Below are 14,536 nucleotides of genomic sequence, written 5' to 3'. Positions count from 1 at the left end.
TTTTGCAACAGTGTTACCTATCTTCGGTAAGATTGATGTGCTAAGGGGGTCGGCTGAGAGGGTCAAGGAGTCCAGTACATGCCTCGGCTATACGGGTTTGACGACATGGCGTACCAGCGTGTGCGCGAGAGCGAGGCGGCTGGAGTCCGGCTGGCTGCCAGCCGTCGTCTGGAGAAGCAGGTCTACTCGGCGATCACAGATTGGATGAACGACGAGGGCTACACCACGACTCGTGGTGGCCGGTGGCGACCGGCAGTCCTGGCGAACGTCCTCGACCACCCAGCGATTGCCGGGCTGGCAGAGGATGAGAACGGCGAACTCTATGAGACTGGGGGGCCGCAGATCATTCCCCCAGCGGACTTCAAGGCCATCCGAGCGATGCGTCAGCCGAGCCAGACTGCCGAGACCCAGGGTGACCAACGGGAGTACCTGGTGCAGGGTGCTCTGGGTGTCTGCGGCCTGTGCGCTGGCTCTCTCGGCTCGTCCCCTTCAAATACGGGGAGCCGCGGGTATCGGTGTCCGCCGAGCACGGCGCAGCATCCGGGCGGGTGCGGCAAGGTCCGCATCAATGCCGACTTGCTCGAAACCTATCTCGCCGAGCATGTACTGGCCGAGCTGGCCAAGCCGGAAGTCAGTGCCGTGATCGCGTTGGCGCGTGAAGAGGTTCTGGCGGAGGCTGCCGGGCTTCGCCAGCAGATCGAGGCTGACGAGGCTCGGAAAAAGGAGCTGGGCGAGAGCTACGCCAGTTCTCCGGACCTGTCGTTGGCCGCTTTCAGGGCTGCCGATCAGCAGTTGACGAAGCGGATTCGAGAGAACGCTGTTCAGGCGCGGCTCCTCGAACAGGTTCGGCATGTACCTGTTGGAGACGTGCCGGATCTCGTCCGGTGGTGGAAGCATGCTCCGCTGGCGTCGAAGCAGGGCGTGCTGACCCTCATGCTGGAGCAGATCGCGGTGTATCCCGCTGTGGCCAGGGGCTCTCGTACTGTGGACGCTGAGCGCGTGGGGTTGAAGTGGCGCCAGTGGGGCGCAAGCCCCTTGGCTGACGAGCAGGCATCGTAGGGTTTCTCAGTTCTCTGTCGCCCGTGGGCGGACCGGCAGAGCGGCTTGCTGCCCAGGCAGGGGCAGCGCGAAGCCGACCGTGATGAGGTGCAGCGACAGGGCGCCTGCTGTCGGCACGATGAGGGCTTCGGCGGTGCTGAGCCAGGGAAGCCCTCCGAGATGGGTCAGCGTCGCTCCCATGCGGCTGGAGGCGTAGACCACGGCCAGAAGCGTCCCCACAGCGATGGCTGCCAGACCGGCCGCCGGAGTGCGTCGGCGGCGCCAGATTTCGTTGGCCAGGGCGGCAAAGTGGAGGCCGGTTGCCGCGCCTGCGACGATCAGGAAGCCGAGGTGGGTGACCATGTAGGCGGCGACCCTGGTGGTGTCGGGCAAGCCGTAGGCAAGCTCCTCCGAGGGGACGTTGATGTAGTGGAACTGCCAAATCACCGCAGCCATGACGCAGCAGGCGATGCCGACGCGCACCGCAATGGCTTTGTGGGATGAGGGGTACCACGCCCAGTTCACCTTGATGATCTGCATGCCCAGAAGGACTAGCTCCGCAGCTAGGTGCGAGCAGAGGGTGCCAATCCCGGGGCGCCCGATGAGACTGTCTGCGGCCTTCGCGATGGAGGGGACTGCGAGGAACGAGCTGACGAAGCTCGCCGCGAAGATCGACAGCCGGGCTCGGCGAGCGACGAAGAACGGCTTGTCACGGCTCGGTCGGGGAGCACGGGCGGTATACGTGGCCGCGCACAAGGCGACGAGCACGGCACAGGCGCCGAACAAGAGGCCGGCCAAGTCAAAGTCCTTCCAGGTCATCCGCTGCTCTTTCAGCAGTCTCACGCAAGCTCAGCCGACGTGGGCGGCCCTCACGGGGCTGGTCGACGCCGGGAGGAGGGGGCGGTATCGCTGGGACGTCTGTGGACAGTCCTCGGCGAGTACGAACCTCTCGGAGCTTCGTATTGATTTCAACAATGTCCTGCGGGTCCAGATCCTTCATTAAGCGAAGGGTCTCTCGTGCCTCGGGGGTCTCCTGGTACACGGTCAGCGCGGTGAGGTCGTCCCAACCGGGAAGCAGGAACGCGGCTGGGGCGCCGAGGGCCCTCGCCAGAGCGTCCAGGGTGGATGATCTGGGGTTGTTGCTGGCCCCGTTCATGAGGCTGTTGACCTGGCCGTGAGAAACGGCGGGCTTGCGTTGATCGGGCGGAGTCGTCGCGTTCGTGATGTCTCGGGCGCTGGGAGTGAAGCCCTGCGCGTCGCGGCGCAGCCGCAGCAACGTGAGCAACTTCGCACTCAGGCTTAGCGGTTGGTTGTTGGGGTCCACCATGTCCCTCTCCTACCGTGCGCCGTACGTCCGCCAACTGATGATCGCCCGTAGCTATGAGGCGATAGCGGTACAGTACCTTGCTGGTCAGAGGGGTTATAAGATTTGTCGGACAGTTCCCTCTCGGAGTCGACGGATGGTGACCGGCATCATCGTGCTCCTGCATCTGTCAACGGGGGCAGGTGCACCGAGGGAGTCGGCGGGGCGGTTGTGCCGTGCTTGCCGGTCAGGGGAGGAAGTGCAGCATGTCCGAGCTTGATGCACGGCGGATCGCCGAGTTGGCGAATGAGTGCCCGAGAGTGCTTCCTCGGGCGGCGTCGACGGCTCCCAGGGAGGCGCGAGAGGTTCTGGAGCGTCAGGCCCTGCTCGGCCCGCGAGGAGGGGGGTCGAATGAGCAGAGACGTGAGGGCCGTTGAGCTGTTGGGGATCGGCGCACTCTTCAAGTGCCAAAGATAGGTGACATTTTTAGAACGCTGCTGTACCTTCTGTGAGGCCGGGCCGGGTACAGCAGCCACAGGAACCCGGCTCCGGTGGCGCCGTGCGAGCGGCGCTTCCCTGCTCCTCGTGGGTGGCCGATCCCCCCGCGCCCCGCCTACGGGGAGCTGGTCGCAATCGGTGCGGCCGGTGGGGTGCAGTGATGGGCGTCGGGCCCGTCGCGGCTTCGTGCCGCGGCGGGCTCGCTCGCCTCCTGGGCTCGCCTCAGCTCGCTCCCCCTGTCCCCTCTTCGGTGGCGGCGTGGGGTGCAGGGATCTTGAGGTCCACGTCGAATTCGAGGATTGCCTCGGAATTCGGAAATGAATTTCTCGAATTAAAAGCCTCTGTAACTTGAATTAGTGGCATTTGCCATTAAGATATAAGTGTAAGAACAAAGGGAAAGCCGGAAAGCGGCTTTCGGTTCGAGAAAGGCGCCGGAAATGTTCGCAGACCTCAAGATTGACCAGATCTCCCCCAACCCCGACCAGCCTCGCAAGTTCTTCGACGAGGCGAAGCACCAGGAACTGAAGGGCAGCATCGAGGAGAACGGTCTTCTCCAGCCGGTCGTTGTCCGCCCGGTCGAGGACGGCGAGGCTCCCTACATGCTGATCGCAGGCGAGCGGCGGTGGCGGGCGTGCAAGGCGGCTGGCCTCACCGTCATCCCCTCGAAGGTCATCAAGGACATCGATGAGGAGCGGGCATACGTCCTCAGCATCGCCGAGAACGTCGGCCGCGAAGACATGACGATCATGGAAGAGGCCGGAGCATACGCCGATCTCGCGGCGGCGGGATGGAACCCGGCGAAGACTGCCAAGCAGTTCGGAAAGACGGAGACGCACATCAAGTGGCGGCTCGGGCTCCTGACTCTGCGACAGGAGGTCGCGGAGATGGTCGACAAGGGGCACATCAAGCCGAACTTGGCGTGGCACATCGCACAGCTCAACCCGGGCAACCAGATGGTCGCTGCGACGCGGTACGTGCGGGGCGACTTCGACTCCGAGGCCGAGGCGCAGCACTTCGCGAACGGTCTCAAGACGATGGAGAAGCAGACGTCGCTCACCAACGAGGAGGCGCCGAGCGTCGAGGAGCAGGAAACCCGCAAGAAGGCCAAGGCGAAGGCGAAGGATGGCCTCGGCAAGGCGGAAGAGGTGCTGCTGCCTCTCCTGGAGGAACTGGCGGAGAAGAAGCCGGAGGACCTGGCGGTCATCCTGGGTGACGATCTCGATCGCCACGTGCGGGTGGTCGGCAAGCTCTTCAGCCAGGTGCAGCTGGTGCGCAACCTCCTCAGCAAGGCCCAGGGAATCCAGCGCGCTATGCAGGAGCAGTTCAACAAGGCTGCGGTCGAGGTCCAGAAGGAAGCGGCCGCGAAGAAGGCGGAGACGGCGCCCAAGCCCGAGGCGGTCGAGGCTGAGAAGCCGACTGAGCCGAAGGCGGGCGAGAAGCCCGCAGCGAAGCCTGCGCCCAAGCCGCGGCCGACGAGGAAGACGGCGGCGGCGAAGCCGACCACCCGGACAGCAGCGGGCACGAAGCCGGTGGCCCGCAAGGCTCCTGCCAAGAAGGTCGCTCCCAAGGGTGAGGCTGGGGCGGCCAAGTAGGGGCTGCGATCGCCTGGTGGTACACCGAGGGGCCCGCTGGAATCGGGCCCCTCGGCACGCACCCAGCTTAGTGAGCGAGATGAGGATCACGGCACCGCCGAGCCCGCAGGGATTGCCTCCCTGCGGGCTCGGTGCCGTTCGGGTTCACTCGGGCGCGAACGGACGCCGACCGAGTACAGGGCCGCCGTGCCGATCCGGTGTCGCGGCCGTCAGCAGGAAAGGAGCAATTCGTGCTCACCCTCTTTACCAACCGATACCAGGCATACCGGCCTCCGCAGGGGGTGCCGGTGCGTATCACGCTGGGCGCTCCTCGTTTCAAGCTCCCCTATGCCCTCACCCACTCGGTACGGGAGCTGGCTCCCCGCCGGGAGTATCTGAACCGGCCCGAGCCCGAGTTCACCCGCGTGTACCGAGCTGATCTCGATCAGCTCGGCCCTGTGCGGATCGCGTCGCGCCTGCGGGAGATTGCGGATGCGGAAGGGGATCACCGGCTGGTCCTTCTCTGCTTCGAGGACTTGGCCAAGCCGGGGCTGTGGTGTCACCGCCGGGTCTTTGCTGCGTGGTGGCAGGACGCCACCGGGGATGAGGTGCGGGAGCTGTCGCCCATGGAGGACCAGTACGAGCAGGGCACCTTGATGTGAGGGTCGGAACCGTTCCCACAAGATAGGTGACATTATTTCAAGGGGCTGCGTGCTCCTTGTGTTACGTTCCAGCGCAGCGCCCGGTCTGGCATCCGCCCGGCCGGGCGCTGTTCCGTCCAGGAGGCGAGAGATGTTCCAGGGCACCATCCCGGGCCCCATGCGTTCCATCGTGCGCGAGACCGCAGCCCGGTGGCCCCGCGGCCCGGTGTACGTCCCGTGCTGCGGCAACTTCACCATCGAGCGCAGCGTGGCCGGCATGGGGTTCGACCTCCACTCCTCGGACGTGTCCATCTACACCAGCGCGGTCGGCCGGTGGCTCACCCGGCAGCCGGTCGGTATCCAGCTTCGGGAGGAGAGCGGAGACGAACTCGGCTGGCTCGCAGACTCCCTGGACGATGGGGTCGGCACCGTCGCCACGATGATGCTGGGCACCCGGTTCCTGGCCAGTGTCGGCCGCGAGGGGCTGTGGCACGAACGGGTGGTGCGCTCCTACCGGGAACAGTGGAAGGCCAAGCATGCGGAGACGGTCGAGCGGCTGTCCGCCTCGGACATCGAGCTGGCCTCGTACGAGGTGGAGGACGTGCGCTCCTGGCTCCAGAAGGTTCCCCACGACGCCCCGGTGTGCTCCTTCCCTCCCTTCTACGGCGGCGGCTACGAGAAGCTGTACGAACCGCTGGAAGCCCACTTCACCTGGGACGCCCCCGAGTACGAGCCGCTGTCCGACGACGACGTGGTCAGCGTGCTCGGCGCGATCACGGACCGGCCGTACTGGCTGACGGCCTCCAACCACGACGTTCCCGAGCTGCACCCCTACCTGCGTGGCGTGATCAAGGCGACACCAAGGGCCGCTCCCTTCTACGTGTACGCCAGCGCCGCCCCGACCAGAGTCGTTGCCCCGCGCCAGCAGATTGAGCCGGTGAAGATTCCTCGGCTACGCCAGGGTGAGGAACTGGTCGGCCCACTGACGCTGTCGCTGCTGAAGCGCGGCCAGTTCAACGCCCTGCGCTCCCGGTACCTCAACCCCAAGATCACGCCCGGTGCGGCGAGGCTGGCCGTGGCGGTCCGGGACGGCGGAGGGCGGCTGCTGGGCGTGTTCGCGATGGAGCCGAGCACGTTCCCGCCGGAGCAGGCTTACTTGCTCTCTGACTTCGCGGTCGCGCCGACCGACTACCCGCGGTTGTCGAAGCTGATCGTGCTTGCGGCCACCAGCTCGGAGGCGCAGTTGCTGTGCCAGCGGGTGCTTTCGCGGCGCATCCGGCGGGTGGCGACGACGGCGTTCAGCAACAACCCGGTGTCGATGAAGTACCGCGGGCTGCTGCGGCTGCACAAGCGCAGCCCGTCGAACGAGGACGGCTGGAAGTACCAGCTGCACTACCAAGGGGCCATGGGCCAGCACACGCTGGCCGATGCCCTTCAGATATGGGCGAAGCGGTGGGGCGCCCCGACGACGAAGACGGGAGTCTGACCATGGAGGAGACCACGCAGCTCGCCCCGCCGCAGATGGTGCAGGGCGACCCGCGCACCCTGACGCTGCTCGATGTCAACGCACGGTTTCTGCCGCACGAGCAGTTCCGGCAGCTCGTTGCGAACATCGAGCAGGATGGCTGCCTGACCTCGACGCCGTTGGTGTGGAACGACGGCGAGACGGGGCGGCTGGTCGTGCTGTCGGGCAACCACCGCACGCTGGCGGCGATCGAGGCTGGCCTGCCGCAGATCTGGTGGATGCAGATAGACGAGCCGCTGCCCCGTCAGCGGCAGATCGCGCTCCAGCTCTCGCACAATGCCATCGCGGGTCAGGATGATCCGGCGATCCTCAAGGAGCTGTACGACGAGCTGGAGTCGGTGGAGTGGCGGCAGTACACGGGGCTGGATGACAAGTCTCTGGATCTGCTGGAGAAGGTGGACGTCGCTTCTCTGGGTGAGGCGAATCTGGACTTCACCAGCGTGCAGTTCATGTTCCTGCCCGATGAGCTGGAGCGGGCGGAGGCCGCGTTCGATGCGGCCCGATCGACGGCGACGTCGGACCAGCGGTGGGTGGCGGGGCTGGAGCAGTACGAGCCGGTGCTCGATGCGCTGGAGTCCTCCCGGGCCGCGTACAGGATCGGCAACAGCGCGACGGCGCTGGGTGTGATCCTCACCGTGTTCGAGCGGCATGTGGGCGAGCTGGCTGAGGGCTGGTTCGACGCTGCTTCCGGGGAGGCGACGAGGGCGGGGACGGCGCCGCTGGAGACGGTGTTCGGCGTGCGGGACGTGCCGGTGGAGACGGCGGCCGTCGTACGGGCGGCGATCGACCGGATGGTGCAGGACGGCACTGTGCCTGCCGACGAACCGTGGCGGGCGCTGGAAGTCCTGGCCGCACAGCAGAACTAGATGGCCGATGGCCAGGAGGTGAGCGGTGGCCGAGGGCACCGTGGAGTCCTGGGAGCGGCAGGGTGGGGAGTCGGTCCAGGCGTTCGAGGCGTTCGCCGTGTACCGCGATCTGGGCCCGGCGCGGAGTGTCACGAAGGTGGCACGGGAGTTGGATAAATCCCGCGCGCTGGTGGGCCGGTGGTCGCGGCAGTTCGCATGGGTGATGCGGGCGACGGCGTATGACCGGGAGCAGGACCGGTTGTTCCTCGCGGAGCAGGCGCAGGCGCGGCGGGATCTGGCGCGCAGGCACGCGAAGTTGGCGCAGGCAGTGCAGAGCAAGGCGGTGGCCCGGCTCCAGGTGCTCGACCCACGGGAGCTGTCGCCTGCGGAGCTGCTGCGGTACGTCCAGGTCGCTGCGGAGATCGAGCGGCGGGCCGTGGGTGAGGCACCGGCGGTCGGGGCGGTGGAGGACCGGGACCAGGGCGCGGACGTGGCTGCCTTGTCGGATGAGGAGCGCCGGACGCGGATGGATCAGTTGCGCCGGGAGCTGGAGCGCCGGTTGTCGGAGGGCGCGCAGTGAGCCGTGGTCTGGCCAAGCGCCGCATGGTCGAGGGGTTCGCGGACCCGTCGGTGATGAGCGAGGAGCAGCTTCGGGCCGAGGCCGCGGCGCTGTTCCGGGCCGATGAGCTGTCGGCGCGGAGGTGGGCGTGCGAGGTCCCGGACTGTGACGGGCTGCCCCATACGGGGTGGCTGCACCACCATGCCCGTGCGGCGCAGCGTCGGCCGCTGTGGCTGTGGACGGTGTGGATGCTGCTCACCGGCCGTGGCTGGGGAAAGTCGCGGACGGCTGCGGAAGAGGTACGGGCGTGGGCGCAGACGCCGGGGCAGCAGATAGCGGTGATCGCGAGGAACGCGACGCTGGTGCGGGACATCTGCTTCGAGTCCCCGAAGTCGGGGCTGCTGTCGGTGTTCCCGCCCGAGGAGGTGGCGAAGTACAACTCCAGCCTGGGCGAGACGACGCTGAAGCTGAAGAACGGCACGCTGATCCGCGGGTTTGGTGCGGAAACGCCGGACAACCTGCGCGGGTGGGCGTTCGACAAGGCGTGGTGCGACGAGTACGCGGCCTGGTCGCGGCACACCGCGCAAGAGGTCTACGACATGCTGTGGTTCTGCCTGCGTGAGGCGGACACCCCGCAGGTCGTCATCTCCACGACGCCGAAGCCGCTCCCTCACGTCAAGCGGCTGGTCGAGCGCGGCCGCGCCCAGGAGAAGGCGCATCGAGAGGGAGGGACCCGGCCGCGGGTGGTGTTGACCCGTGGGCACATGCGGGAGAACGACGCGAACCTGTCGGCGGCGGCCCGGGAGGAGCTGGAGGAGGAGTACGCCGGCACCAGGCTGGGGCGGCAGGAGCTGTCGGGCGAGCTGCTTGAGGACGTGGAGGGCGCGTTGTGGCAGGGCTGGATGCTGGAGGTCGAAGGGTTCCGCCCGAGGCCGGAGCACCTGCCGGACATGCAGCGCCTCGTGGTCGCGGTGGACCCGGCGACCAAGAGCCACGAGAACGCGGACATGACCGCCTTCACCGTCGCCGGGCGCGGCTGGCCGGTGGAGACGATGTTCGGCGACGACCGGCCCCGTGGGTATCTGCTGCACGCCGAGCAGGACCGGTATACGCCGACGCAGGCGATGAAGCGGGCCGCGAGGCTGTATCACGAGCACCGGGCGGACTGCGTGGTCATCGAGGCGAACAACGGTGGGGACTACCTGCCCGCGCTGCTGGAGCAGGTGGACCCCACGGTGAACTGGCGAATTGTTCATGCGACTCGCGGGAAGCGGGCTCGGGCGGCTCCGGCGGCGCAGCTGTACGAGCAGGCGCGTGTGCATCACGTCGGTTCGGCTCGGGTGTTCGCGGAGCTGGAGGAGCAGATGACGACGTTCGTCGGCCAGGGGGAGACCGAGGACTCGCCGGACTTGCTGGACTCGGCGGTGTGGGCGCTGTGGGACCTGTTCCTCGACCCGACGATGCCGCCGCCGCGTGGTGGGGATGACCAGCGGTTGAGTGGGCGCAGGTGATTTTCGATTCAGCTGCATGAGTGAATGGCTGCTCGTGGTCTTTGTCCTACAGTTCCAGAGCTGATACACCGTCTCGAAATAGCGGGAAGTCCTTCCCGTGCGTTCGGGAAGAGGTGCACGACTGTGGGGCCGTTTGATGTGATGGTTGAGGAGCTGCCAGATGCTGCTCCGGTCAAAAGACTGGCCCACGTATTGAGGCGCCACGAGTTAGTGGTGAAAGAAAGTCAGGAGGGCGCCGTCAGCTTGGCTGATGAGTGGTGGTCCCCTCTGATCCGGGTGACCCCGCATCTCAATGACGACGCATGCGGCTATGAAGGGATCCATGCGGCTTACTCCGTCACGTGGACTCTCCCTGTGCTCTGCTGGTTCTGGCGCGGGACTGGGTCTGCGGGCTCAAGAGGGCACCTGAGTGATCTGAAGCGACGATGCCGACGTTGCTGGGGTACGGCGACAGGCGAATCTGCGATGTTCCCCGAGGCGCAACCGCCGCATGTCGCATGGTGGGACTTGGTACAACCACGGACTTTTCGAGCCGTCGCGCTTTCCCCAGAGGAACTTCTGGAAGCCGAAGAAAGGGCTCGGCGGTATGCAGAAATCCCCAAGGCCACGTATCAGGCGCCAGATTCGTATAAGTGGCAGGAGTTGGCGGATCAGATCTGGGAATGGTCAGACCAAAACCCCGCACCACCTCTCACGGCAGAGCACGCGCTTGCCGTGCAAGGTGTTCAACGTCAGCGCGTACTACAGGAATTGGATAGCGTTGAGCATCGCGTCCGAGAGTACATGGTCGCGGCGTACCACGATGGAGCGGGCACCACACGGCTTGCAGATTTGAGCGGTGTGACTCGGCGCACGGTCCCAAATTGGTTGAAGATGATGGATGCCTCTGTCTGAGTTGTATCCGGGGCCCGACGCGGAGGGCGGTCGGGCCCCGGCATTGCAGATCAGACGGAAGCGGGGTCGTCAGGGTCCCGCATCAGGTGTTGCAGGATTCGACGGAGGCGCATGCGGATGCGAAGTTTCAGGGCTCGCCACGCGATCCGTAACTTCCGGGCGTATTGCCTCCTGTACCAGTCGATGACAGGAATGAGCACCACAACGGCCAGCAGGATCGCCAGCGGGAGATGTAGGGATGACGGAAGCGGTAGGTCTCGGAACACGCGCACTACTTGGATACCTCGCTGAGTAATGGGGACTACCGCCCATCGCTCGATGAGGTTAGGCGGCAATCGCCCGCTTGTGGGATGAGTCCAGCGGACAGTTGGTCTCTGCCGGTGCGCGAGGGATCCGTGGCGCGGCGAGCCTGATCACCCCACAGGGGGATGTATCTAGTGGTGGAACCGTTTCGGCGAAGTCGCCGTGGGCTGTGCCCAGAACGAGGGCCAGCAAGTCGCGCAGGCGTGTGATGCGCCTGCTGAGGATGGCCTCCTGCTGCCGCAGTAGCTCGATACGCTGAACTGCATCTACCGCCGCGTCGCCGACTGGCAAGTGTGGGTGAGCGGGATTGAAGTCGGTTCTGATGCTGGGTAGGCCAGTTTGTTCCTCAGCCGAGTCCCGAAGATAGGAAGTCAGCGCGTCTTGTGTGGCACCGTAGGTCCGCTGTGCTGCGATCTCACGCCTGATGCGTTCGCGCTCTTGTTCCGCGCGGAGCAGACCTAGGAGCAGTGCCTCGCGGATGCGGCTCACCTGGGTGTACCCATTCGCCAAGATGAGCGTGGAGTCCGGAGAGATGCTGACATATCCGGGACTCGGAATCGCAGCATCCAAGGCGATGGCCAAGGTCATGGCTGCCCGCCGATCGACATCGATATCAATCGGTCGTACCGGTTCGAAGCGGGCGCCGGACATGTAAGCGATAGTACTCTCTCCTCCGGGTAGGTCGTGCTTGGTTCCGATCAGTGTGGCTTGTCTGCGGCAGGGTGACGTCGCTCCACATCGCCCTTGACGTGGGATTACGCTGGGCGCCAGGCGCGGGGCCGACGTCCGGAGGAGACCGTGGGCCTGCGCCAACTCGTGATTGATGCGTGGTCGTGGCTGAACTACAAGCCGGTGATGGCGGAGGCCGGGCGTCCGGGCAGCCGTGCGTTTCCGGAGTTGGCCAAGACGTGGGTGCCGCCGGACGAGCTGCGGCGGCTGGCCGCGTACAAGGTGCTGGCGTCGTACGACAACAACCAGGCCGGGCAGCTCGCGGCGGCCAGTGGCGACCAGAGTGCGTTGGAGCGGCGGGAGCTGGGCGACGCGGCGAAGCTCGTGGACACCGCGCTCGGCTACCTCCTCGGTTCGGAGCAGAAGGTCGCGGTCGAGGGGGCGGAGCACGCCGACGAGGAGACGCCGACGCCGGGCGCGGCGGAGGCTGCCGCGGTGCAGGACCGGTTGCGGAAGTGGGCGGACAAGGAGCTGCTGACCTTCCGGGTTCAGCAGGCCGAGCGGGCGGCGGTGCTGCTTGGGGACAGTGTGATGGTGCTGGCGTGGAACCCGGCGAAGCAGCGGCCCACGCTGCGCGTATATGATCCCGGGTTCTTCTTCCCGCAGTGGGACGACGAGGACGAGGACTTCCCGAGCCGGGTGCATCTGGCGTGGGAGCTGCCAGCGGACGACGATGCCGGGTTGAAAGCCAGGGTGCGTCGGGTGACGTACGAACTGGGGCCCATCTCCGAGGATGCCGAGCACGGCGACGACGGCGCGGCGGCAGGTGGGCGGCAGTACCCGTGGGAACCAGGCCGGGCGTCCAACGTGACGTGCTACCTCACGGATGCGGAATGGCTGCTGGAGGACCTGAAGGACGGCGTGACGCTGGACCGTCTACCGGAGAGCAAGGCGAGCTTCCGAGTGCGACCGGATGGTACGGAGCTGAACCGGCTGGATCTGATGATCGACTTCGTGCCGGTGGTGCACATCGCGAACACGATCCCGGACGGCGGGGAGCACTGGGGCCGATCGATCCTCGCGCGGGTTCTGCAGGCGCTCGATGAGCTGGCGGCTACGGACTCCGACGGTTCGGCGGCGTCGGCGACGACGGGTACGCCGATCATCGGGCTGGCGGGTGCGCGGCTGCCGGTGGACCGGGCGACGGGCAGGCCGCAGGAGCTTCAGGTGAAGGCCGGTGCGGTGTGGCAGCTCGGCGATACCGGGCGGATGGATGCGCTGGATACGTCGCCGCAGTTGGCCGAACTGCGCGCGCGGGTGGACCACCTGCTGGAGCGGATCGCGGCGAACAGCCGAGTGACGGCGGCCGGGCTCGGCACGCTGGACGCGACGGAGGTCCCGTCGGGGTACGCGTTGAAGCTGGCGCTGGGGCCGCTGGACGCGCTGATCGGGATGATGCGGCTGGCGCGGGAGCACAAGTACCGGTTGCTGTTCAAGATGGTCCAGCGGTTGTACCAGGCGGGTCGGGCGGAGGGCTGGACGGCAGGGGAGACGCTGCCGACACGGCTGGCGTGGGCGCCGCACACGCCGACGGACCGGGCCGCGGTGCTGGAGGAGGTCGTCACGGCGTACGGGGCCGGGGTGCTGTCGCTGGAGACGGCGGTGACGATGCTGCTGGAGGCCGGGTACCCGATCAAGGACGCCTCGCAGGAGGTGGAGCGGATTCGGGCGAAGGCGGAGCAGGAGGCCGCCGTACGGATGGCGGAGGCCGCAGCCCGTCGTGGACAGGACGATGAGGAATCGGAGGAAGAGGACGAGGACGGGCCGGAAAGGTCGTCACGTGAGCTCGAAGCCGCAGCGACAACCAGTGGCTGATCCGCTCCATCCTGTTGCCTGCTGGTGATCCTTCCGTGCTGGAGCCATCGCGGCCGGGCTTGCCTGCCGAGGTGCGTGGTCCGCCGTACGGGAGCAGGGTGAAGGTATGGCCGCTCAGATCGTTGTACACCGGCCGTCGCCGGAGGGTGGGCGCCGTGTCACCGCCTATGGACGGTTCCTCGGGATCGCGTACGGCCTCTCTGATCTGCGTGAATTTCTTCGGCGTGCGGGGCTGGACACAGATGACGTAGGGCTGGAGGACCCGGCCATGGTCGAGTGGCGTGGCGGAGGCCCGGCGGTCTGGGCCTGAGACGGCGGGCGCTGTCATTCGTGGTCGCTTTGATCGCGCAGCGCATTCTTCGCCGCGCGGAGCGCCCGGAAGAGTTCCGGAAGCTGGCGTAGCAGGCCGATCGAAAGGGTGATGAGGAGTCCGGCGAACCCGAAGGCTGCGAGTGTCACGAGTGTGATCGTGTCCCAGTCCATAATTCCCCGCTGTTTACTGCGGCCGGACTGATGGCAGGACTCAGTCCGGCCATGTCGGTGGGCATGGCCAAGCTGAGTTCCTGCTGTCGCCAGAAACTTACTCGTTCCCTCTTTGCATCCCCATCGTGCTTCGTAGTGCAGAGACACGGGTGCGACGTGCTGACCTGCGACAGCGGCCAGTACTCCGTGTCTGAAGGCCAGTCGGCGCTCCTCGACTGGCTGCTCGCAGCGTATCTCAAGTGCCATACGTACCGTGGGAGTTCGCGGCGCGCTGCGGCTTCCGACGTGCCAGGACCGAGGCTTGGCCATGATGTTGCAGAAGGGCGGCGGGGCCCGAGACCAGCCCCGGACGTGCAGGGGTCAACGATCGGGAGTCGTGTACCAACACACGACTGAATGCTTGCTGATCAGGGCCGTTCTTGTGGTGATGACTCTTAAAGCCCTATGAGTGGCCTCTCGGATCGTCTACGCTTTCGGTACCCGACTAATCGCCAGAGCCAGTTGTGCCCGCCACTCGACTGGCCGAGATAGGGCCGACCGCCAATGGCCCGACCACGTTGTCCAGGACATGAGTAAGCCGTGCTTGGCGCACACAGTGGAGCCCTGCTCCGCGTGCAGAGCAGGGCTCCCTGGGGAGTGGTCTTCCAGCGGCTGGGGGGCCCCGCCGGGGGTAAGCCCGGGGGGGCACCCACAAAAATGAGAAATTAAAAAAAAAAAAAACCCCCAAAAAACCAAAAAAACACCCCAAAAAAAAAACAAAAGAACAACCAAAACACCGGAAAAAAACCCCCCAACCAAACAAACAAAAAAAAAAAAACCAC

General features: G+C 66.1%; 12 protein-coding genes. 8 read left to right on the top strand and 4 right to left on the bottom strand.

Annotation, left to right across the window (positions count from 1 at the left end):
- Positions 1 to 78 precede the first annotated feature (78 nt).
- Positions 79 to 1,059 (top strand): recombinase family protein, encoded by a 981-nt coding sequence (locus ACFV9T_RS00870; RefSeq protein ID WP_385435935.1) that lies wholly within the window; start codon positions 79 to 81, stop codon positions 1,057 to 1,059.
- Positions 1,060 to 1,065: 6 nt separating this feature from the next.
- Here the strand turns inward: ACFV9T_RS00870 and ACFV9T_RS00865 are convergent, their stop codons facing one another.
- Positions 1,066 to 1,857 (bottom strand): hypothetical protein, encoded by a 792-nt coding sequence (locus ACFV9T_RS00865; RefSeq protein ID WP_385435934.1) that lies wholly within the window; start codon positions 1,855 to 1,857, stop codon positions 1,066 to 1,068.
- The gene (locus ACFV9T_RS00860; RefSeq protein WP_385435933.1) at positions 1,838 to 2,365 is read right to left on the bottom strand and encodes a hypothetical protein; all 528 of its coding nucleotides are present in this window, start codon (positions 2,363 to 2,365) and stop codon (positions 1,838 to 1,840) included. Before ACFV9T_RS00860 ends, ACFV9T_RS00865 begins: the two co-directional genes overlap by 20 nt.
- Positions 2,366 to 3,276: 911 nt before the next feature.
- Between ACFV9T_RS00860 and ACFV9T_RS00855 the strand changes: the two genes are divergently transcribed.
- The 6 genes from ACFV9T_RS00855 to ACFV9T_RS00830 all read left to right on the top strand — a co-directional run bounded on the left by ACFV9T_RS00855 (position 3,277) and on the right by ACFV9T_RS00830 (position 9,491).
- On the top strand, positions 3,277 to 4,431 hold the full coding sequence (locus ACFV9T_RS00855) for a ParB/RepB/Spo0J family partition protein (RefSeq protein ID WP_385435932.1): 1,155 nt from the start codon (positions 3,277 to 3,279) through the stop codon (positions 4,429 to 4,431).
- Between the two features lie 230 nt (positions 4,432 to 4,661).
- Positions 4,662 to 5,072, top strand: a complete 411-nt coding sequence (locus ACFV9T_RS00850) for a hypothetical protein (protein WP_385435931.1) — start codon at positions 4,662 to 4,664, stop codon at positions 5,070 to 5,072.
- A 130-nt stretch (positions 5,073 to 5,202) separates the two neighbouring features.
- Positions 5,203 to 6,537, top strand: a complete 1,335-nt coding sequence (locus ACFV9T_RS00845; protein WP_385435930.1) for a hypothetical protein — start codon at positions 5,203 to 5,205, stop codon at positions 6,535 to 6,537.
- A 2-nt stretch (positions 6,538 to 6,539) separates the two neighbouring features.
- Positions 6,540 to 7,442, top strand: coding sequence for a ParB N-terminal domain-containing protein (locus ACFV9T_RS00840; RefSeq protein ID WP_385435929.1), 903 nt, complete (start codon positions 6,540 to 6,542; stop codon positions 7,440 to 7,442).
- A gap of 25 nt (positions 7,443 to 7,467) precedes the next feature.
- Positions 7,468 to 8,001 (top strand): hypothetical protein, encoded by a 534-nt coding sequence (locus ACFV9T_RS00835; protein ID WP_385435928.1) that lies wholly within the window; start codon positions 7,468 to 7,470, stop codon positions 7,999 to 8,001.
- Entirely contained in the window at positions 7,998 to 9,491 is a 1,494-nt protein-coding gene (locus tag ACFV9T_RS00830) for a terminase large subunit domain-containing protein (protein ID WP_385435927.1), read from the top strand. The genes ACFV9T_RS00835 and ACFV9T_RS00830 overlap by 4 nt, the downstream gene beginning before the upstream one ends.
- Positions 9,492 to 10,709: 1,218 nt before the next feature.
- On the opposite strand, the gene ACFV9T_RS00825 is transcribed toward ACFV9T_RS00830, so the two are convergent.
- Positions 10,710 to 11,339 carry a hypothetical protein gene (locus tag ACFV9T_RS00825; RefSeq protein ID WP_385435926.1) on the bottom strand — a complete coding sequence of 210 codons (630 nt, stop codon included), beginning with the start codon at positions 11,337 to 11,339 and terminating at the stop codon, positions 10,710 to 10,712.
- A gap of 147 nt (positions 11,340 to 11,486) precedes the next feature.
- Here ACFV9T_RS00825 and ACFV9T_RS00820 point away from each other — a divergent pair, with 147 nt between their 5' ends.
- Complete coding sequence (locus tag ACFV9T_RS00820) at positions 11,487 to 13,232, top strand: hypothetical protein (protein ID WP_385435925.1); 1,746 nt, start codon at positions 11,487 to 11,489, stop codon at positions 13,230 to 13,232.
- Between the two features lie 324 nt (positions 13,233 to 13,556).
- Here the strand turns inward: ACFV9T_RS00820 and ACFV9T_RS00815 are convergent, their stop codons facing one another.
- Complete coding sequence (locus tag ACFV9T_RS00815) at positions 13,557 to 13,691, bottom strand: hypothetical protein (protein WP_385435924.1); 135 nt, start codon at positions 13,689 to 13,691, stop codon at positions 13,557 to 13,559.
- Positions 13,692 to 14,536 lie beyond the last annotated feature (845 nt).

It is taken from the genome of Streptomyces sp. NPDC059850, assembly GCF_042731515.1.
Taxonomy (GTDB): domain Bacteria; phylum Actinomycetota; class Actinomycetes; order Streptomycetales; family Streptomycetaceae; genus Streptomyces.
Note: the sequence above shows the minus strand (reverse complement) of the source record. Positions and strands in the feature narration are given on the sequence as shown.

Coding starts and splice junctions, on each gene's coding strand:
- ACFV9T_RS00865 (WP_385435934.1), bottom strand. CDS start 1,857: ATGACCTGGAAGGACTTTGACTTGGCCGGCCTCTTGTTCGGCGCCTGT.
- ACFV9T_RS00845 (WP_385435930.1), top strand. CDS start 5,203: ATGTTCCAGGGCACCATCCCGGGCCCCATGCGTTCCATCGTGCGCGAG.
- ACFV9T_RS00855 (WP_385435932.1), top strand. CDS start 3,277: ATGTTCGCAGACCTCAAGATTGACCAGATCTCCCCCAACCCCGACCAG.
- ACFV9T_RS00870 (WP_385435935.1), top strand. CDS start 79: ATGCCTCGGCTATACGGGTTTGACGACATGGCGTACCAGCGTGTGCGC.
- ACFV9T_RS00825 (WP_385435926.1), bottom strand. CDS start 11,339: ATGTCCGGCGCCCGCTTCGAACCGGTACGACCGATTGATATCGATGTC.
- ACFV9T_RS00840 (WP_385435929.1), top strand. CDS start 6,540: ATGGAGGAGACCACGCAGCTCGCCCCGCCGCAGATGGTGCAGGGCGAC.
- ACFV9T_RS00860 (WP_385435933.1), bottom strand. CDS start 2,365: ATGGTGGACCCCAACAACCAACCGCTAAGCCTGAGTGCGAAGTTGCTC.